Origin of the sequence: Bradyrhizobium sp. CCBAU 51753 (assembly GCF_015291565.1) — a bacterium.
GTDB lineage: Bacteria > Pseudomonadota > Alphaproteobacteria > Rhizobiales > Xanthobacteraceae > Bradyrhizobium > Bradyrhizobium ivorense.
Genome location: NZ_CP030037.1, coordinates 5574718 through 5594081 on the forward strand (window position 1 = coordinate 5574718; position 19364 = coordinate 5594081).

The window sequence follows — 19364 nt, forward strand, 5'->3', positions numbered from 1 at the left end:
CCGAATTGACTCCCCGAATGGTCAAATCTAGCTTTGTCGGACAAACTCATAAGAAGACCCTGGGGAGGCACGTCATGAGGTCCACCGTCACCATTCTGTCCGCCGCCGCGCTGCTGGCTGCGGCGCTGGCAGGGCCCGCGCTCGCGCAGCAGACGCCGCTCAAGATCGGCGTGCTGACCGATTTCCAGTCGGTCTATTCCGACATCGGCGGCGCCGGGAATGTCGAAGCCACCAAGATGGCGATCGAGGAATTCGGCGGCAGCATGTTCGGCAAGCCAATCGAGGTCGTCACCGCCGACCCGATGAGCAAGGCCGACGTCGCCGCCACCATCACGCGCAAATGGTACGAGGCCGAGGGCGTCGACATGATCATCGACATGCCGACCTCGGCGACCGCGCTGGCCGGCATGGAGATGTCGAAGCAGTTCGAGAAGATCATGATCGTGACCGATGCGGCGAGCTCGGACATCACCGGAAAATCCTGCTCGCCCTACACGCTGCACTGGACCTATGACACCTACGCCAACGCCCACACCGTCGGCAGCGCGATCGTGAAGAACGGCGGCGACACGTGGTTCTTCATCACCGCCGACTATCTGTTCGGCCATTCGATCGAGCGCGACACCGGTGACGTGGTCCGCGCGGCCGGCGGCAAGGTGGTCGGCAGCGCGCGGCATCCGCTCAACACGCCGGATTTTTCGTCGTTCCTGCTGCAGGCCCAGGCCTCGAAGGCGAAGATCATCGGCATGGCCAATGGCGGCGGCGACACCATCAACACCATCAAGCAGGCCGCCGAGTTCGGCATCGTCGCGGGCGGCCAGAACCTCGCCGGCGTCGTGATGTTCATCTCCGACATCCACAGCCTCGGGCTGAAGCTCGCGCAGGGCTTGATCATCACCGAGGCCTATTACTTTACTGGGATCTCAACGACCGCACCCGCGCCTTCGGCAAGCGCTTCTTCGAGCGCATGAAGCGGATGCCGACCATGAACCAGGCCGCGACCTACAGCGCCACCCTGCACTACCTCAACGCGGTGAAGGCCGCCGGCACCAAGGAGACCAAGCCGGTGCTGGCGAAGATGCGCGCGACCCCGGTCCGCGACGCTTTCACCGACAATGGCGTGGTGCGCGAGGACGGCCGCATGGTGCACTCGATGTTCCTGTTCGAGGTCAAGAAGCCCGAGGAATCGAAAGTGCCGTGGGATTACTACAAGGTGCTCGCCGAAGTGCCCGGCGACCAGGCGTTCCGGCCACTGAAGGACGGCGGCTGCCCGCTGCTCAAGTAGCGCGAGATGATCATGGCCGGGGCTCGCGCCGGCGAGCCTGCGGTCGTGGCGTGAGACGGTTCGGCATGCAGCGTCTGCAAGCTGCCGCGTTGGCGGGTGAAGTTCCCGCGTTCGGAACGCACTGAGTTCCTTGCCGAACGGGGAACGGACTTATCATACGTTGGTTGGACCAGCATGATTCTCGCGCAGGAGATCATGCCATGCGCCAAAGAGAGGAAACCATCGCCCGCTGCAAGTGTGGGCGCGAGATCGCAAACCTTAGATCCTATGTCGATACCCAGACCGCGACGCGCTTCCTGACGGCGCGTTGCGAACAGTGCGGTGAGATCGTCGTCATTCTGGCTGATCAAGATCAGCAGGCGGTGTCGCGATGAGCCGGAAAACCCTGCAGGCCCGCACCGAGCAAGCGCTGGTGGTCATCATCCTCAGCACCGCGACGCTGATTTCTTGCTTCGCGCTGGCGCTGTCCAGAATGTGAGATGCTCCCGTTATTCCCCTTCCCGGGAACTTACGCGGGTGCTCCGCGTTATGAATGGGATGCCAAATGAAACCGTCGCCGAGCGCGAGAAACTCACCCGGGATCAACGTAAAGCCAGGGACGCAGAGCGTCGGCAGGATGCCGTGCGCGCGATGCGCGAGCATGAACTTGCCCAGGAAGCCATCTACGACAACATGAAGCGGCTGCGGGCCGAACGGTTGGCCCGCGAGGCCCAGGCAAAGAAATAAGGCTTCACGCGGATCGCTGCGGAGGAGCCGGAATGTCAGCCAAGTATTTGATTTTGCTGGCAGGAGTGGCAGGGCTCGAACCTGCGACCCCCGGTTTTGGAGACCGGTGCTCTACCAATTGAGCTACACTCCTGCAGGGAACCGGCGTCGCCGCCGGTTCGCGCCGTTTCAAGCATAAGCCATGCCCCGAATGCAAGGGCGAAGCGAGCGCGGCGGCGCGCCGGCTAGACTTTGTTGTTGAGCAGCCAGAGCCGGTAGGTTTCGCCGTAGCGCGCGATCACCTTGTCGGCCGGGCTCTGGTTGTCGGAGTTGTCGATCGCCGCCTGCACGATGGTGCCGGCGATGCCTTGGCCGGTGTAAAGAAATGCCGTCAGATTCGGATAGGCGATGATCACAGCGCCGGTCCGCGCATCGACCAAGGTCGCATCCGCCGTCATGCCGCGGTGACCGCCGATCACGACGCGCTGCACCGCCGACGGCAGCGCAAAGTTCTTTACCACGATATCGAGCCGCACCGGCCGGGTGCCTGCAAGCTGGCCGGCCATCGCCTGCTCGATGCCCGACTTGATTCGCGGCACCAGCAGGCCCTGCACATAAGCCCTCGCCTCGGGCGTGTTGGCCGCCGCCGTGATCTGATCGTCGCTGATCGTCTTCGCGTTGGCATAGGCGCGGATGCCATCCTCCCATACAACCAGCGCGTCCGGCGCAAAGCTGACGGCGACCGCGCTCAGCCGCATGCTGGCGATATCGCTTTGCGACAGTCGATTCTCTGCAGTCACGCAGCCCGCAAGCGCGAGCATTGCGCCGAGCGCGACAACGCGCGCCAGCCACGGCAATAGTTTCACCGAATCCCCCGTACCCCAATCGTTCAGCCCGGAGATCGAGATAGGAGGTCATGACGATGCTTGTCTACCTTTAATTGCATTGCGGCGCGGCAACGGCCGACGCCGCAACTGCGGCGATGCCGGAGCTGCATTGCGCCGGAATGCCTGTTCATGGCACGGCCTCTGCGCCACACTCGGCGCAAGGGCAAGAACACAGGGAGAGACCATGAACCCTCAAACCGCCACCGCACGTACCGCCGACCAAAGCACCCCGTCCCTTCCCCTCGCCAAGCCCGAATCGATCGGACTGTCGAGCAAGCGCCTGCAGGCGATGAGCGACACCTTCAAGCGCGAGGTCGACAAGGGCAGCCTGCCCGGCGCGACCGTGCTGGTGGCGCGGCGCGGCCAGGTCGGCTGGTTCGACGCGATCGGCCGGCAGAGCCCGACGGCCAGCGCGCCGATGGCGCATGGCACGATCTTCCGCATCTTCTCGATGACCAAGCCGATCGTCTCGATCGGCATCATGATGCTGCTCGAGGACGGCCACTTCCTGCTCAACGATCCCGTTGCAAAGTTCATTCCCGAGTTCGCCGAGACCAAGGTCGGCGTCGAGCACAACGGCAAGCTCGAGCTGGTCCCCGCGAAGCGTCCGATGACGATCCAGGACCTGCTCCGCCACACCTCGGGGCTGACCTATGACCACACCGGCAACGGCCTGGTGCAGCAGCTCTACCAGCAGTCGCGGCTGCGCAGCCGCAAGATCACCAATGCCGAGCACGCTACCCTACTCGCCGGCATGCCGCTGATCTGCCAGCCCGGCGCCGAGTGGAACTACAGCCGCTCCACCGACATCCTCGGCCGCATCATCGAAGTGGTCAGCGGCCAGACCCTCGGCACATTCCTGACCGAGCGCATCCTCTCGCCGTTGCAGATGACCGAGACCGCCTTCCACACCGGTGAGCAGAATGCCGGCCGGCTCGCCGAGGCCTTTGCCAACGATCCCTGGACCAACGAAAAGGTGCAGCTGTTCAACATGCTGGAGAAGCCGGCGATGGAATCCGGCGGCGGCGGGCTGGTCTCGACCACGATGGACTATGCGCGCTTCGCGCAGATGCTGCGGGGCGGCGGCACGCTCGACGGCACCAGGATCATCGGCCGCAAGACGCTGCAGCTGATGGCCTCCGATCACCTCGGCGTCGACGTCAGGATCCAGGGCACCCTGGTGCCGCCCGGCCACAGCTTTGGCCTCGGCTTCGCGGTGCGCACCCAGCAGGGCATGGCGTCGTTCTCGGGTTCGGTCGGCCAGTTCTTCTGGAGCGGCATGGCCGGCACCTTCTTCTGGATCGATCCGAGCGAAGACCTGATCGCGGTCTTCATGATGCAGGGCCCCGGCCAGCGCGAATACTTCCGCTCACTGGTGCGCAACGGGGTGTATGCGGCGGTGGAGTGAGCTTGTCATTCCGGGGCGATGCGTCAGCATCGAACCCGGAATCTCGAGATTCCGGGTTCAGCCCTGCGGGCTGCCCCGGAATGACTCTCGAACATCAGCTGATCGTCGCGCCGCCGTCGATCACCATGGTCTGGCCAGTCATGAAGTCGCCGGCGCGCGAACCGAGGAACACGGCGGCGCCCGCGATCTCGTCGGGCACGCCGATCCGCAGCAGCGGCGAGCGCGAGGTCGAGGCCTTCAAATTCTCCGGATTGTCCCACAGCGCCTTCGCGAAATCTGTCTTGATCAGGCCGGGCGCGATGCAGTTCACGCGGATATTGTGCTTGCCGTATTCGCAGGCGAGGTTGCGTGCGAGCTGCATGTCGGCGGCCTTCGAGATCGCGTAGGCGCCGAGGATGGTCGAGCCCTTCAGGCCGCCGATCGAGGACACGATGATGATGGAGCCATCCTTGCGCTCGATCATCTGCGGCACCACCATCGAGATCAGCCAGTTGTTGGCGACGATGTTGTTGTCGAGAATCTTTCTGAACTGGTCGTCTGAGATGCCGGCGAGCGGACCGTAGTAGGGATTTGACGCGGCGTTGCAGACCAAGACGTCGATCCGGCCGAAGGCGCGGTTGCTCTCGTCGACCAGGTTCTGCAGGTTTTCCTTCGACGAGATGTTGGCGGCGATCGCAACCGCGGTGCCCTTGCCGAACTTCTCGTTGATGTCGGCGGCCACCTGGTCGCAGACATCGGCCTTGCGCGAGGAGATCACCACCTTGGCGCCGTGCTCGGCCATGCGCTCGGCGATGGCGAGCCCGATGCCGCGCGTCGAGCCGGTGATGACGGCGACTTTTCCCTTCATGTCGAACAAAGTCATGGTTCTCTCCCTTTGAATTCTCGTTGAGCTTGGCAGCGTTCTACGCGAGCTTGGTCGCCGGCCGCACCTCGGGCCCGGCCTGCTGATGCATGGCGGCGTGGCGCGGATCGGCGATCCAGGGCTGCTGGTTGACCATCGGCAGGCGCCAGGTCGACAGGCCGGGTCCCGCGACATGATCGAGCCGCGTCACCGAGACATTGTCGATGTCGAAGGCCAGGCCGCGGTCCGGCTGGCCGCCGAGCGCGAGCCCCACCGCGCATTTGATCACGCCGCCATGGCCGACCGCGATCACATCCCTGCCCGCCTCCGCCGTGTTGATCCGCACGATCGCACGGCAGACGCGGGTGTACATGTCCATATAGCTCTCGCCGCCCGGCGCCGGCTGGTTGACATCGGCGAACCAGGTGCTGCCGGCCGGACGGCTGGCGAGAAACGTGGCGCGGTTCATGCCCTGCCACGCGCCGAGATGCTGCTCGGCGAACGCTGGTTCCTGCGTCATGCTGTCGGGCTTTGGGAATCCGGCGGCCCAGATCGCGGCCGCGGTCTGATGCGTGCGCTTCAGATGGCTCGAGTACCACACGGCGCGGCGCGGCAGCATCTTGGCGACCGCCTCGAACACTTCGGTATCGCCGGTGTCGCACTCGATATCGGCCTGCCCGTAGATGTTGCCGCCGTCGCTGCGCACCGGTGCGTGGCGCACCCACCACCAGCGCGTCACGATCGTCTTTGGCTGCTCTGGGTTGGACATCGCAAAAGCCCTTCCATACTGTGCCCCGTCGCTGTACGTCAGAGCGCTGATGGCCTCAAGTCCTTCAGACGTTTGAAATTTTGTTTGAATTCCGTCGCGCGGCAGGCGTAGCGGAGCTCGTGACCAGGGAGACACGCATGGGCCGCCTCGAAGGCAAATCCGTCATCATCACCGGCGCAGGCAGCGGCATCGGCCGCGCCGCCTCGCTGCTGTTCACCAAAGAAGGCGCCAAGCTGATCGCGGTCGATCGCAGCGACGGCGTCAACGAAACCGCAAAACTGGTGAGCGATGCCGGCGGCACGGTGGAAGCTGTCGTGGCGGATGCAGGCTCGGAGAGCGACGTAAAAGCCTTCATCGCCAAGGCGGTTGCAACATACGGCAAGCTCGATGCGATCTGGGCCAATGCCGGCGTCAGCGGCGGACTGGTGCCGCTCGCCGACCAGACCGTCGAGCACTGGCAGGAGGTGCTGCGCGTCAATCTGATCGGCCCGTTCCTCGCCATCAAGCATTCGATCCCGCACATGACCAAGCAGGGCTTTGGCTCGATCGTCTGCACCGCCTCCGTTGCCGGCCTGAAGTCCGGCGCCAGCGGCCATCCCTACGGCGCCAGCAAGGCCGGCGTCATCAGCCTGGTGCAGACCACCGCCTATTCGCTGTCCGGCACCGGCGTGCGCATCAACGCGATCTGCCCCGGCCTGATCGAGACCGGCATGACCAAGCCGGTGTTCGACCGCGCCAAGGAGCGCGGCACGGCGGACAAGATCGGCCAGCTCAACCCGCTGAAGCGCGCCGGCCAGCCGCACGAGCTCGCCGCGATGGGATTGTTTTTGGCCAGCGACGAGGCGTCCTACGTCAACGGCCAGGCGATCCCGGTCGACGGCGGCCTGACGGCCTCGATGCCGTATACGGGCAAGCCGATCTAGCAAAGACTCCATCAACTCGTCGTCCCGGCCTAGTGCGCAATTGCGCACGGGAGCCGGGACCCATACTCCGCGGCGGGTGTTCGCGGGGACGCCACTGAGTGTGTAGCACCGTTGCTTGTTCCGTCATCCTGAGGTGCGAGCCTCTTCGGGGAGCCTCGAAGGATCGACGGCCACCAGCCGGGCCGATTCATCCTTCGAGGCTCGCCCAGCAGCGCAACTGCGCTGCAAGGCTCGCACCTCAGGATGACGGGTCGGGGGCTGCCCGCTCCCTCCGGTGCCGGCGCGGCACGCGATGGGCGGCTTCTCCGCCCATCGCTTACGAAACATTTCACAATCTGTGGTGGTCTGAGAGCCGGTTCGAACCGTTCGGTCTCGACATCGAGGGCAACCGACATGAGCATGGCCGAGACCCCGCCCGAGCTGCCATATCCAAAGCTGCCGTTGTGGCAAGCGATCGGCCTCGCCTATTCGAGCTTCTTCAGCCGGTTTGAGGATGTGTTGCGCGCCTCGTGGCTCTGGCTGATCGCGGTTGCCGCGCTGACCGGCTATGCCAGCTGGCAGCGATGGTCCCTGGCGATGGCGGTGATGGGGCAGGTCGAGCCTGAACTGTTCCCGAGCATGACGCAGCTTCGGCAAACCACCGCGCTGCTGCAGCTCGGCGCCGCTCTGGCGATCCTGGCCGCGGTCAGCATCGCGGTCGCCTGGCACCGGCTGATGATCCTGGACGAACAGCCCGGCCTCAGCGGCAGCAACATCACCAGCGGCGATCTGTGGCACTTTGTGGTGATCGGCTTCCTGCTCTGCGTCATCCTGATCGGGCCGGCGCTCGTCGTCATCCTCGGCGGCTTCTACCTGACGGTGCCGGCCACGTTCGGCCCGAATACAGTCGGCCCCATCGCGTTTATCCCGTTGCTGCTCGCTGCAGCTGCCGTTTACGTCGTCGGCCTCGCTGTCACGTTGCGGCTGAGCCTGCTGCTTCCCGCCCGCGCAATCGGCAATGAGGATCTGAGTTTCGGCCAGGCCTGGCACCGCACAAGCGGCAATACCTGGCGGCTGTTCTGGGGACTGATCGTCACAACCCTCCCGCCGCTGCTGCTGACCGATCTCGTCGTCATCGCCGTGCTGGACCTTGCCTATCCAACGCTGACCGCGACGCGAATAGCCGCAGCCAGTACGGCGAGCACGGTCTGCTCCTTGCTGCTGCTGCCCATCAGCATCGGCTTTCTGTCGTACGCATACCGACATTTCTTCGAGCATCCGTTGCAGCAGACGGCATAGCGCCAATCGACCGGCGCGGCCTTGCTTGTGGCGCCATATCAGGCGAACTTGTCGTCGTTTCTCGGCCGGCCCTGGCCGCGCCCGATCCCTCGAAGTGAGCCGGACCATGCAAAACCAACGTCCCGACCGCATCCGCAAGCTGCTCGCCGACCTCGTCGCCTTCGACACCGTCAGCGATCGCTCGAACTTGCCGCTGATCGACTACATCGAGGCGTATCTCGCCTCGCTCGGCGTCAGCGGACAGCGGATCGTGGATGACACCGGCGAAAAGGCCTCGCTGTGGGTCACGATCGGTCCCGAGGACAGAGCCGGCCTCGTGCTGTCGGGACATACCGACGTGGTTCCGGTTGCCGGACAGGACTGGAGCCACAACCCGTTCGAGCTGGTTGAGCGCGATGGCCGGCTCTATGGCCGCGGCACCACCGACATGAAGGGCTTTGTCGCGGTCTGCCTTGCGATGGTTCCGGAGATGCTCACGGCCAATTTGAAAACCCCAATTCATTTGGCGATCTCCTATGACGAGGAGATCGGCTGTGTCGGGGTGCGGCCGATGCTGCGCGAGCTCAGCCGCAAGCCGATAAAACCGCTCGGCTGCTTCGTCGGCGAGCCGACGCAGATGCAGGTGATCATCGGACACAAGGGCAAGCACGGCGTCCGCGCCACCTTCCGCGGCCTCGCCCGCCACTCCTCGATCGCGCCCGACGGCGTCAACGCGATCGAATCTGCCGCCGAGCTGATCGTCGAGATCCGCCGGCGCGCCGCGCTGCTCGCCGCGGACGCCGAGCGCAACAGCCTCTACGACGTGCCGCACTCCACGCTGCTGACCAGCATCGTGCATGGCGGCGCGGCGCTCAACATCGTGCCCGACACCTGCGCGGTGGAGTTCGAATGCCGCGGCATCGGCATCACCGAGTCGCGGCAGGTCACCGACGCGATCATCGCCTGGGCCAAGGCCGAGATCGAGCCGAGGATGCGCGCGCAGCATCCGGAGTGCGGCATCGATTTCGAGGAGATCCTCGACTATCCCGCGCTCGACACGCCGGCGGAAAATCCCTTCGTCACGCTGGCAAAGCAGCTCGCCGGCCGCAACGACCACGCCAAGGTGGCGTTCGGCACCGAGGCCGGCCTGTTTGTCAGCATAGCCGGCGTGCCGTCGGTGGTGGTCGGCCCCGGCGGAATCGCGCAGGCCCACACGCCGGATGAATTCATCGAGTTGTCGCAGCTGCTCGCCTGCGGGGATTTCGTCGCGCGGCTGATCACGCATTGCGCGAAGTGACGGCGTAGCCGCGTAGCCCGCATGAGCGTAGCGACACGCGGGAGCGTCCCGTGGTCGACCGTCACGCCGAGCGCGGCCTAGTCGGGCAATCCAGCCGTGACGAACGCCTCCATGAGCTCCGATCGGAGTCTCGGTGATCTGACCCAGGGCGGGGCCAAGGTGTTCGAGCGGCTCCATGCAGGATTGATGCGAAGGCATTCCGCCATCACGCTCCTGGCGTCGTTCAGCCTCCCCGCCCCCACGTAGCAGAGGATCGCCTGCGTCATTCCGACAAAGAATGACGGAGGAAATGCACGCAGCGACCGGTCCGCCCACTCGGCCGCCGCCGCATGCCGGCCGGCATTGTGATGCGCAAGGGCAAGCCCCATCATCGCGTTGTACTTGAAGGGATCGCGCGGGCTCAGCCGCATGGCCTGCTCGAAGTCCGCCGCCGCGTCCGGCTCGCCGTTCCAGGTCCGCAGCAGTCCCCTCAAATTGTAGGCCCGCGCATAGTTCGGGTTTGAGCGAACGGCCTGTTCGATCATCTCGAAGCCGGCATCGTAATCCAGCAGCATCCAGAACAGATTGAAGCCCACCACCGAGAGCGTGAAAGCGTCATCGGTGCCCAACTGCCTGACGCGTTCGGCAAGACGTGAAAGTTCGCCGTTGTCCTCGGCGATGTCGCCGGGCCATTTGTTGGCGCGTCGCCATGCCAGACAACTCACGATGCCGCCAAGCGCCGGAGCAAACGCGGGATCGAGCGCAACCGCCTGCCGGAAATGGCTCATGGCGGCCTCGTTGTTCGCCGCGGTGGTCGGAAATTCGACGTAGGGCAAGCCGCGGTAGAATGCCGTGACCGCATCGATATTGCCGGTTACCCTCCTGCTTGCCCGCCCGACCTCGGCGCGATCGAGCTCGGGCGCGATGGCCCCGATCACCTGTTGCGTCACGCTGTCCTGCAGCTCGAAGATATCCTTCAGGGCGCCGTCGAACCGGTCCGCCCATAGATGCGCCGCGGTCGCGGCATCGATGAGCTGGCCGGTGATCCTGAGCCGGGTCCCCGACTTTCGTACGCTCCCCTCCAGGACGTAGCGCACACCGAGCTCGCGCCCGACCTGCCTGACGTCGACAGCCTTCCCACGATAGGTAAAGCTCGACTGCCGGGCGATGACGAACAACGCCCTGAACCGCGACAGCGCCGTGGTGATGTCCTCGACGAGGCCATCGGCGAAGTAGTCCTGATCCGAATCGCCCGACAGATTCTCGAATGGAAGCACGGCAATCGATGGCCGGTCGGACGGGATCGCCGGGGTTGCCGGCAGCGCCGCCGGGCCGTCATCTGCGCCGCCGATCTCCTTGACGGCCCCTACGAAGCGAAAGCCCTTGCGCTGCAGGGTCTTGATCAGGCGCTGTTCGTCACCACGATCGTCGATCGCGGCACGGGCGGCGTTGAGTCGGGTCGCAAGTGCTGCGTCGGTAACGACACGGCGCCCCCAGATCGCGGCAATGAGGTCGTCCTTGCTGGCAACCCGCTCGCGGTTGCGTATCAGGAAGACCAGGAGATCAAAGGCCTGCGGCGCAATCGCAACCGTCTCGGATCCGCGATGCAATTCGCGCCTGTCGGCGTCGAGCACGAAATCCTCAAACTGATAGCGCAAGGCTCCGCTCCCGATCCAGCCCGAGCAAGGCAAGCCTAGCAGCCGGCCGACCGCAAAGTCAGTGGCCAGTCATCGAAAAATAACAGGTTGGTAAAGTGTCGCAGTCCGGCCCGTGCATCCTGCAACTGCCGCCTTCGCAGTCGGAAACAACGGGAGATCGACATGCTGCAGGACAAGCACGGACCTATCGATTACAGCGAACAGGGCGCGGGGCCGACCATCGTCTTGGTGCCCGTATCATGGTCCAGCGAGTCGGCCTGGCGCGACATCGTCGCGGGGCTCCGCAATCGCTTCCGGACCGTGACGACGAGCCTTCCCGGCTACGGCGGCACGCGGGAAAGCCGGACGTCATCCGACAGCTCGGTGGATCGGCAATCCGAAACCGTCGAAGCGGTCATTCGTCACACCGGAGGCCCGGTGCATCTCGTCGGCCATTCCTATGGCGCGCTGGTCTGCCTCGACCTTGCGCTGTGCGGACTGGTTCCGCTGATGAGCCTCACCCTGATCGAGCCCGTCGCCTTCGGACTGCTGCGCCAGGCGGGAGAGCAAACGCTCTACGAGCAGTTCATCGCGATGCGCGACGATTACGTCCGGGCGTACGAGAATGGCGACAAGGAGGCCGCGCGCCGGATGGTCGACTATCTCGCCGGCCGCGGCAGCTTCGATGCGCTGCCGTCACGCGGGCGACAATATGTCGTTGACGCCACGCCGACCCACATTCGCGACATGCGTTCCGGCTTCGACCCGTCCATGGGGTCGCTCGCCAACATATTGCTGCCGAGCCTCATCATCCGGGGCGAACATGGCGCCGAACCCCTGGCGAAGAGCGCCGATATTCTCAGCCGTGCGATGGCGAATGCATCGCTGCGGACGATCGCCGGCGCCAGTCACTTCATGCCGACCACGCACGCGGCGGAGCTCGCCCGGCTGATCGGCGATCATGTTCTGATGACGGAGTCGCTGGCCTGGAGCAGCCTGAGCTTTGCCTCTCCCTTCGGACCAGGTTTCCGCAATCCCGCCGGATCAGTTTCGTAGCACGCATGAGCGAAGCGATATGCGGGAACGGTGTCCCCGGGTATCGCTCCGCTCGCCCGGGCTACGGACTACGGACTTCGCGCCACCGCACTCACAATCCGTCCGGCGGCAGGCCGGGGCCGCTGGCGGCCGGGCGGAGCTTGTCGCGGAGGCGCTCGCGGTAGAAGGCGTAGAGGCCGGAGGCGACGATGATCGCGGCGCCGATCAGCATCGCCCCGTCGGGCTTGTGGCCGAAGGCGAGATAGCCGGTCAGCATCGCCCACAGCAGCGCGGAATAGCGGAACGGCGCGATCGCCGAGATGTCGCCGGTGCGCAGCGCGGCGATGATGCACTGATAGCCGATCAGGATCAGGACCGCGGCGAGCGCGAGCAGACCGAGCGCGTTGCCGGACGGCGGCTTCCAGCCACCGAGCGGAACCAGCACGACGGCGCCCGCCGTCGACACCGTCACCGTCGTCAGCAGCGTGATGAACAGGGTCGGCAATTGCTTGGGGATCCGCCTCGTCGCGAGATCACGCACCGCGCAGAAGCCGACCGAGGCCAGCGCCGAGAGCGCGGCCTGGCTAAATCCTTCCGCGCCCGGCCGGACGATGATCAGCACGCCGATGAAGCCGGCTGCGATCGCGAGCCAGCGCCGCCAGCCGACCGGCTCGCCGAACACCAGCGCCGCGCCGAGCGTGATGACGAGCGGCAGCGCCTGGAAGATCGCCGACGCATTGGCGAGCGGGATCTGCGCGATCGCCGACAGATAGGTCAGCGTGCCGCCGATCTCGCCGATCACGCGCAAGGCCACCGGCCAGATCAGGAGCACTCGCAGGCTGCGCAACGCGTCGCGGTAGGCGGCGAGCCCCGCCACCAGCACGATCGCAAAGCCGCCGCGGACCAGCAGGATCTCGCCGATATTGAGCTCCACCGACACCGCCTTGGTGATGGTGTCGTTGACCGTGAAGCTGGCCATGGCCGCAGCCATCAGCAGGCTGCCGCGAAGGTTCGACGAGAGTTTCAAGATGATCTGTCCGGATCAGGACCAAGGTGGGCAATTCGACTGGATGGGCTTGCCAAAGCGGCGCCGCCAACGCAAGTCACAGATGGCTACAACCCGAAACAGCCCGAAGCTCCAGGAAGCGGCCGCGACACGCCGCCACGGCATACAACGAGGTCTCAGGCAAATGCGCGCCGAGTTGAAGTCGATTTTCAGTCCCGACGCCGACCCGTTGGAAGATTTTCTACCGATGGGTTCCTTCGGAATCCTCGTGATGGCAATGATCGGTCCTGCGGGAGAGGCAGGCGCTGAATCGTTCGATTTTGTGTTGTGCACGCCGGAGTGGTTTTCCGCCAATACAAGCGGCGAATTTACGATCGGTCGACACTACCTCTTTGTTCGAGACTTCGATTACGCTCGTCTCAAAGAGTTCGTTCAGGACTATTGCACGAGTTGCGGCGAAGAGCGCAGCTGGGCACTCCTCGCGGAGAAACTATCCCGACTGGGCAAGTGGGAATTTGAAGACTATCAGTCCTAATCGTCGAAACGCCGACATAGAAAGCAAAAGGGCGCGACCTACGGTCACGCCCTTTGATCTCATCAGGTCGCGCCGGCCTTCTGGGCGTATTCCCATGCCGCCTGCGACAGCGGCACGGTGCGCTTGGCCGACTCGAGCGCCTTGGCATTCGACGCGGTGCCGTCGCGGACCCGGCCGGCAATGCCCTGGGTGATGCCGGCAAGGCGGAACAGATTGTAGGAGAAGTACCAGTTGAGATCGGGCACCGGGATGCCGGTCACCTTGCAGTAGATCTCGGCAGCCTCGTCCTGGCTTGGAATGTTCAGCGCCTTGAGGTCGGCCCCGGCGAGGCCTGGCATGGTCCACTGCATCAACAGATAGGTGAAGTCGGCCATCGGGTCGCCGAGCGTCGACAGCTCCCAGTCCAGCACCGCCTGAACCCGCGGCTCGGTGGCATGAAAAATCATGTTGTCGAGGCGGTAGTCGCCATGGACGATCGACACCCGTTGCTGCTCAGGCACGGTTTTCGGCAGCCACTCGGCGAGCTTCTCGAACTCCTCGATGTGCTGGGTCTCGGAGGCGCGGTACTGCTTGGTCCAGCGATCGACCTGCCGCGCAAAATAATTGCCGGGCTTGCCGAAATCGCCGAGCCCGATCGCCTCGGGATTGAACAGATGCAGCTTGGCCAGCGTCTCGATCTTGCTGGCGAAAATCTTTCGGCGCGCGTCGGGATTCTGGCTCGGCAGCGTCGGATCCCAGAACACCCGCCCCTCCTCCATCGACATGATGTAGAAGGCCGAACCGATCACGGCATCATCGGTACACAGCGCATAGGCTTTTGCGACCGGAAAGTTCTGCTTGCCGAGCGCGGCGATGACGCGGAACTCGCGATCGACCGCATGCGCCGACGGCAACAATTTACCGAACGGCTTGCGCCGCATCACATAGGCGCGGCCGGGCGTCTGCAGCTTGTAGGTCGGGTTCGACTGGCCGCCCTTGAACTGCAGGACGGTGAGCGGTCCCTGATAGCCCTCGACGTGTTCCCGCATCCAGGCGTCGAGATTGGCCTCGTTGATCCGATGGCGCTCCTCGACTTCCCTTGTGCCGGAAAATTCCTCGTCTTTCCTGACGCCGTCCGCCACGCTGACGCTCCCTCAATCTAATTCTTGGAGAGCGTCGTTAGCACGCTCCCGTTGGTACGACACGAGGTTTTAGCTGAATGGCAGCCGCGAAGAAACTGCGCCCCCTCTCCCGCGGGGGAGGGTTGGGGTGGGGGTGCCACCGCGAATCCCACTGTGGAGAGAGCCCCCACCCGCAGCGCATCTGAGATGCGCTGCGACCTAAGAGCAAGCTCCGCTTGTCTCGACCCCCGCAAGCGGGAGAGGTGAAGCGAGTCCGCGGAGACGCCAGTTCAACCAAACATCGTCTCGCGTTAGTGCGACGTGTTTGCATACTTCCGAAGTTCGAGCCTGGCAATGGCGCGATTGTGCACCTCGTCCGGACCGTCGGCGAGACGAAGCGTGCGGATGTGGGCGTAGGCGCGCGCCAGCCCGGCATCGTCGGAGACGCCGCCGCCGCCATAGGCCTGGATCGCCTGGTCGATGATCTTCAGCGCCATGTTGGGCGCGGCGACCTTGATCATCGCGATCTCGGCCTGCGCGGTCTTGTTGCCGACCTTGTCCATCATGTCGGCGGCCTTCAGGCACAGCAGGCGGTTCATCTCGATGTCGGTGCGGGCCTCGCCGATGCGCTGCTCCCAGACCGAATGCTCGATGATCTTTTTGCCGAACGCGGTGCGCGAGGCGAGCCGCTTCACCATCTTCTCCAGCGCCTCCTCGGCCTGGCCGATGGTGCGCATGCAGTGATGGATGCGGCCCGGACCGAGCCGGCCCTGCGCGATCTCGAAGCCGCGGCCCTCACCGAGCAAAATGTTCTCCTTCGGCACGCGGACGTTCTCCAGCAGCACCTGGGCGTGGCCGTGCGGCGCGTCGTCGAAGCCGAACACCGGCAGCATCTTCTCGACCTTGATGCCGGGCGTGTCGAGCGGCACCAGGATCTGCGACTGCTGCTGATGCTTGGCGGCGTTGAAATCGGTCTTGCCCATCAGGATCGCGATCTTGCAGCGCGGATCGCCGACGCCGGACGACCACCATTTGCGGCCGTTGATCACGTAATGATCGCCGTCCTTCTCGATCCTTGTCTCGATGTTGGTGGCATCCGAAGACGCGACCGCGGGCTCGGTCATCAGGAAGGCGGAGCGGATCTCGCCGTCCATCAGCGGCCGCAGCCATTTGCGCTTCTGCTCCTTGGTGCCGTAGCGGATGAACACTTCCATGTTGCCGGTATCGGGCGCCGAGCAGTTGAACACTTCGGAGGCCCAGGAGATGCGGCCCATCTCTTCCGAGAGCAGCGCATATTCGAGATTGGTCAATCCCGCGCCATGGAATTCATCGTCCTCATGCGAGGACGGCGGCATGAACATGTTCCAGAGGCCTTCGGCCTTCGCCTTCTTCTTCAGTTCCTCGAGGATCGGGATCACCTTCCAGCGCGGCCCCTCGGCGTCCTGCTTGTCGTAGATCGGCACCGCCGGCCGGACGTGGGTTTTCATGAAGGCCTGAACGCGCTCGAGCCATTCCTTCTGCTTCGGCGACATCGTGAAATCCATCGGGACGCTCCTCGTTTTTCCTAGACTTTGGGCCGCACTGTCCACCTCGCGCCACGAGCCTGCAAGGGCCTTCGCGGGACCGCGCCGTGGTGTGCCAGAATGCCGCCTGCATTGTTGCGGATTGACATTTCCGGCTCTTCAAACGATAGTTTCATACAAATGTTTGAAATGCAACCACCGTCCGCCCACGTCATTCCGGGGCGGCGCGCCCAGCGCCGAACCCGGAATCCCGAGGTTACGGTGCAAGATTCCGGGTTCGCGACGTCATCGCGGTCCGGAATGACCGGAGGTTTGGAGCCATGGCCAGCGATCAGACCCGATCCGCGATACTCGCCGCCGCCGAGCGGCTCTATGCCGACCGCGGTTTCGGCGACGTCACGCTGCGCGACATCGTCGCCGAGGCCAATGTCAACCTCGCCGCGGTGAACTACCACTTCGGCTCCAAGGACGAATTGATCGCGGAGCTGTTCGTCACCCGCAGCATCCAGACCAACCGCGAGCGCCTCAACGAATTGAAGGCGGCGGAGGAACGCGGCGGCGGCCGCGCCGCGATCGAGGACATCATCCGTGCGCTGGTCGGCCCGCCGCTGCGCGGTTGCCTCGGGCCCGACCGCGAAGGCTCGACCGCAGCGCGCTTCATGATCCGCGCCTCGATCGAATCGGTGCCGCCGATCCGCCGCATCAAGAACCGCGAGGTCGATCACTTGCGCAAATTCGCCGCCGCGATGCGCCGCGCGATGCCCGGGCGTGACGACACCGAGCTGTATTGGGGCCTGCACTTTGCGCTGGCGATGGCGCACCACACCATCCGCGAGAAGGAGCGGCTGCTCAGGCTGTCGGAAGGCAAATGCGACCTCGACGACGTCCGCGCCATCATCGACCGCGTCGTCAGCGTCACCGTGATGGCGCTGACCGCAGGCGAGGTCCCCGCCAGCAAGCCCGCCGCACGGTCGGCGGCGATGCAGGGACGGTTGACGCGGCAGGATCTTTGAAACAGGCGCGAAGAGCGGCCCCGGCGGCGCTGCGCCCCCTCGCCCCGCCCTTGCGGGGAGAGGGTTGGGGTGAGGGGCTGCCTCCACAGATACGGTGAAAGACGTGCGCGCGGAGATTCCCCCTCACCCGAATTCGAGCTACGCTCGAATTCGACCTCTCCCCGCAAGCGGGGCGAGGTGAAGCGGAGCCGATCAGTCGTGCTGCCCTCACACCATCGCGATGCAGTCGATCTCGACGTCGAACGGGCCGGTCCATTCCGGGATGCAGACAAAGATCCGCGCCGGCGGATCGTTCGGGAAATATCGGGCGTAGACCGCGTTGAACGCCGCGAAATGTTTGGCCGAGGTGCAGAACACGTTGCACTTCATCACATTGTCGAGCGAAGCGCCGGCGGTGACGAGGCAGAGCTTGAGCTGCTCCATGACGAGTTCGCTCTGCCGCTCGATCGAGGCGCCGGCGGCGATCTCGCCGGTTGCGGGATCGAACGGCGGCAGGCCGGAGACGAACACCATGTTGCCGGCGCAGGTGACCACCGACGCCGGCGCCTTCCAGCGCTCCAGCCAGGTCGAGATCGGTTCGACGCGGACGACTTCTCGTTTCATTGATTGACACCTTCGACAGGGATCGATCGCGCCAGAGTAGCGCGATCGCGTCAATCATGTTTCGATATCAGTCGAAGTGTTGTCGTAATGCCCCGGCACCCTGCGCGTTCGGTCCGTCACTCTGAGGTGGCCGCTTCTTCAGCGGCCCTCGAAGGCCCTCGAAGGGTCGACGGCCCGGCTGGTGGCCGATTCATCCTTCGAGGCTCGCCGAAGAGGCGAGCACCTCAGGATGACGGGGATCAACCGGCGCGCGGGCAGCCCCGCCCGCGGCTACACGATCCCCTGCGCCTTCAGCGCCTCGACCTTGGCGTCGTCGTAACCGATTGTCGCCAGCACGTCCCTGGTGTTGGCCCCGAGCAACGGCGGGGCGCGGTAGTCGGTGATGGGGGTGCCGGAGAAACTCAGCGCATTGCGGATCAGCGACAGGTTCGGCTCGAACGGATGGTCGACCTTGACCCGCATGCCGCGCGACTGCACGTGCGGATCGGAAAACACCTGCTCGAAATTGTTGATCGGACCGGACGGCACGCCGGCCTCCTCCAGCTTCTCCAGCCAGTAGGCCACCGGCTTTTTCAGGAACAGGCCGGCGAAGATCGCCATGATCTCCTTGCCGTGCACGACGCGGTCGTTGTTCTTGATGAAGCGCTTGTCATTGGCGAGCTCGGGCTCGCCGAGCACGGCGCAGGTGCGCTGGAACTGGCCGTCATTGCCGACCACCAGCATCAGTTCGCCGTCGGTGCAGCGGAACACGCCGGCCGGCATGCCGCCATTGCCCCAGGTGCCGCGGCGCGGCGGCATCTTGCCGTTGACGAGATAGATCTGCAGCCAGTGCGACAGCGAGGCGATCACAGTGTCGAACAGGCAGACGTCGATATGCTGCCCCTCCCCATTGTTGGCGTCGCGATGGTAGAGCGCGGAGAGAATGCCGATCGAGGTGTTCATGCCGGTCATGTAGTCGACGATCGAAGGGCCGACCTTCATCGGGCCTTCGCCCGGCTCGCCGTCGATATGGCCGGTGACGCTCATCAGCCCGCCCATCGCCTGCAGGATCGCGTCATAGCCGGCGCGCGGCGCATAGGGGCCGGTCTGACCGAAGCCGGTCACCGAGCAATAGATGATGCCGGGGTTGATCGCCTTGATGGTCTCGTAGTCGAGGCCGTAGCGCTTGAGGTCGCCGACCTTGTAGTTCTCCATCATCACGTCGGCGGTCTTGGCCAGCTCGCGGATGATCTGCTGCCCTTCGGGTTTTGCAATATTGACGGTGACCGACTTCTTGTTGCGGTTGGCGCAGAGATAGAACGAATTGTTGTTGTTCTCCTTGCCCTCGGGATCGGTCAGGTAAGGCGGGCCGAAGGCGCGGGCATCGTCGCCGCCGCCGGGACGCTCGATCTTGATCACGTCGGCGCCGAGATCCGCCAGCATCTGGGCCGACAACGGGCCCGCCAGCACCCGCGTCAAATCGAGAATCTTGATGCCCGAGAGTGGCAGAGCCGACATGAAAGCGTCCTCCAATTTGTGATTATGTGGCGCAGGACCCCTGTCCGCGCGCCGCTCGGCTTGC

At 64.6% G+C, this 19364-nt stretch carries 18 protein-coding genes, 1 tRNA gene and 1 pseudogene; 10 read left to right on the plus strand and 10 right to left on the minus strand.

From position 1 onward, the window contains the following. Positions 1–74: 74 nt before the first annotated feature. The 3 genes and pseudogenes from XH93_RS25430 to XH93_RS25440 all read left to right on the plus strand — a co-directional run bounded on the left by XH93_RS25430 (position 75) and on the right by XH93_RS25440 (position 2011). Positions 75–1285, plus strand: a pseudogene (locus XH93_RS25430) (ABC transporter substrate-binding protein). A gap of 200 nt (positions 1286–1485) precedes the next feature. Beyond that, the gene (locus tag XH93_RS25435; protein WP_194469575.1) at positions 1486–1659 is read left to right on the plus strand and encodes a hypothetical protein; all 174 of its coding nucleotides are present in this window, start codon (positions 1486–1488) and stop codon (positions 1657–1659) included. Positions 1660–1822: 163 nt separating this feature from the next. After that, the gene (locus tag XH93_RS25440; RefSeq protein WP_194469576.1) at positions 1823–2011 is read left to right on the plus strand and encodes a hypothetical protein; all 189 of its coding nucleotides are present in this window, start codon (positions 1823–1825) and stop codon (positions 2009–2011) included. Positions 2012–2068: 57 nt separating this feature from the next. Here XH93_RS25440 and XH93_RS25445 read toward each other — a convergent pair. Together XH93_RS25445 and XH93_RS25450 are read right to left on the minus strand one after the other, a co-directional pair. Beyond that, positions 2069–2144, minus strand: a tRNA-Trp gene (locus XH93_RS25445). Between the two features lie 91 nt (positions 2145–2235). Then, positions 2236–2856, minus strand: a complete 621-nt coding sequence (locus XH93_RS25450) for a DUF6778 family protein (protein WP_246799296.1) — start codon at positions 2854–2856, stop codon at positions 2236–2238. A gap of 205 nt (positions 2857–3061) precedes the next feature. On the opposite strand from XH93_RS25450, the gene XH93_RS25455 reads away from it, so the two are divergent. Then, a complete protein-coding gene (locus tag XH93_RS25455; RefSeq protein WP_194469577.1) occupies positions 3062–4285 on the plus strand; it encodes a serine hydrolase in 1224 nt (407 codons plus the stop codon). Positions 4286–4379: 94 nt separating this feature from the next. Here XH93_RS25455 and XH93_RS25460 read toward each other — a convergent pair whose 3' ends face one another. Next, on the minus strand, positions 4380–5147 hold the full coding sequence (locus tag XH93_RS25460; RefSeq protein WP_139484327.1) for an SDR family NAD(P)-dependent oxidoreductase: 768 nt from the start codon (positions 5145–5147) through the stop codon (positions 4380–4382). 40 nt (positions 5148–5187) lie between these two features. Next, positions 5188–5895 (minus strand): histidine phosphatase family protein, encoded by a 708-nt coding sequence (locus XH93_RS25465; RefSeq protein WP_194469578.1) that lies wholly within the window; start codon positions 5893–5895, stop codon positions 5188–5190. A gap of 137 nt (positions 5896–6032) precedes the next feature. On the opposite strand from XH93_RS25465, the gene XH93_RS25470 reads away from it, so the two are divergent. The 3 genes from XH93_RS25470 (at position 6033) to argE (ending at position 9372) form a co-directional block, all read left to right on the plus strand. After that, complete coding sequence (locus XH93_RS25470; protein WP_194469579.1) at positions 6033–6818, plus strand: SDR family NAD(P)-dependent oxidoreductase; 786 nt, start codon at positions 6033–6035, stop codon at positions 6816–6818. 441 nt (positions 6819–7259) lie between these two features. Beyond that, entirely contained in the window at positions 7260–8096 is an 837-nt protein-coding gene (locus XH93_RS25475) for a hypothetical protein (RefSeq protein WP_194469580.1), read from the plus strand. Between the two features lie 106 nt (positions 8097–8202). Then, entirely contained in the window at positions 8203–9372 is a 1170-nt protein-coding gene (gene argE / locus XH93_RS25480) for an acetylornithine deacetylase (protein WP_194469581.1), read from the plus strand. A gap of 77 nt (positions 9373–9449) precedes the next feature. Here argE and XH93_RS25485 read toward each other — a convergent pair whose 3' ends face one another. Next, positions 9450–11009, minus strand: coding sequence for a winged helix-turn-helix domain-containing protein (locus XH93_RS25485; RefSeq protein WP_194469582.1), 1560 nt, complete (start codon positions 11007–11009; stop codon positions 9450–9452). Between the two features lie 162 nt (positions 11010–11171). Between XH93_RS25485 and XH93_RS25490 the strand changes: the two genes are divergently transcribed. Then, positions 11172–12044, plus strand: coding sequence for an alpha/beta fold hydrolase (locus XH93_RS25490; RefSeq protein WP_194469583.1), 873 nt, complete (start codon positions 11172–11174; stop codon positions 12042–12044). 91 nt (positions 12045–12135) lie between these two features. Here the strand turns inward: XH93_RS25490 and XH93_RS25495 are convergent, their stop codons facing one another. Next, the gene (locus XH93_RS25495; RefSeq protein ID WP_194469584.1) at positions 12136–13050 is read right to left on the minus strand and encodes a DMT family transporter; all 915 of its coding nucleotides are present in this window, start codon (positions 13048–13050) and stop codon (positions 12136–12138) included. Between XH93_RS25495 and XH93_RS25500 the strand changes: the two genes are divergently transcribed. Further along, positions 13001–13564 carry an immunity 8 family protein gene (locus XH93_RS25500; RefSeq protein ID WP_194469585.1) on the plus strand — a complete coding sequence of 188 codons (564 nt, stop codon included), beginning with the start codon at positions 13001–13003 and terminating at the stop codon, positions 13562–13564. The genes XH93_RS25495 and XH93_RS25500 overlap by 50 nt on opposite strands. A gap of 62 nt (positions 13565–13626) precedes the next feature. On the opposite strand, the gene XH93_RS25505 is transcribed toward XH93_RS25500, so the two are convergent. Both XH93_RS25505 and XH93_RS25510 read right to left on the minus strand, forming a co-directional pair. Then, complete coding sequence (locus XH93_RS25505) at positions 13627–14685, minus strand: phosphotransferase family protein (protein WP_194469586.1); 1059 nt, start codon at positions 14683–14685, stop codon at positions 13627–13629. Positions 14686–14975: 290 nt separating this feature from the next. Then, on the minus strand, positions 14976–16208 hold the full coding sequence (locus XH93_RS25510; RefSeq protein WP_139860922.1) for an acyl-CoA dehydrogenase family protein: 1233 nt from the start codon (positions 16206–16208) through the stop codon (positions 14976–14978). 299 nt (positions 16209–16507) lie between these two features. On the opposite strand from XH93_RS25510, the gene XH93_RS25515 reads away from it, so the two are divergent. After that, the gene (locus XH93_RS25515; protein ID WP_194469587.1) at positions 16508–17200 is read left to right on the plus strand and encodes a TetR/AcrR family transcriptional regulator; all 693 of its coding nucleotides are present in this window, start codon (positions 16508–16510) and stop codon (positions 17198–17200) included. Positions 17201–17407: 207 nt separating this feature from the next. On the opposite strand, the gene XH93_RS25520 is transcribed toward XH93_RS25515, so the two are convergent. Together XH93_RS25520 and XH93_RS25525 are read right to left on the minus strand one after the other, a co-directional pair. Then, positions 17408–17803: a Rid family hydrolase gene (locus XH93_RS25520; protein ID WP_194469588.1), complete on the minus strand. Its 396-nt coding sequence runs from the start codon at positions 17801–17803 to the stop codon at positions 17408–17410. A 270-nt stretch (positions 17804–18073) separates the two neighbouring features. Next, a complete protein-coding gene (locus XH93_RS25525; protein WP_194469589.1) occupies positions 18074–19300 on the minus strand; it encodes a CaiB/BaiF CoA-transferase family protein in 1227 nt (408 codons plus the stop codon). Positions 19301–19364 lie beyond the last annotated feature (64 nt).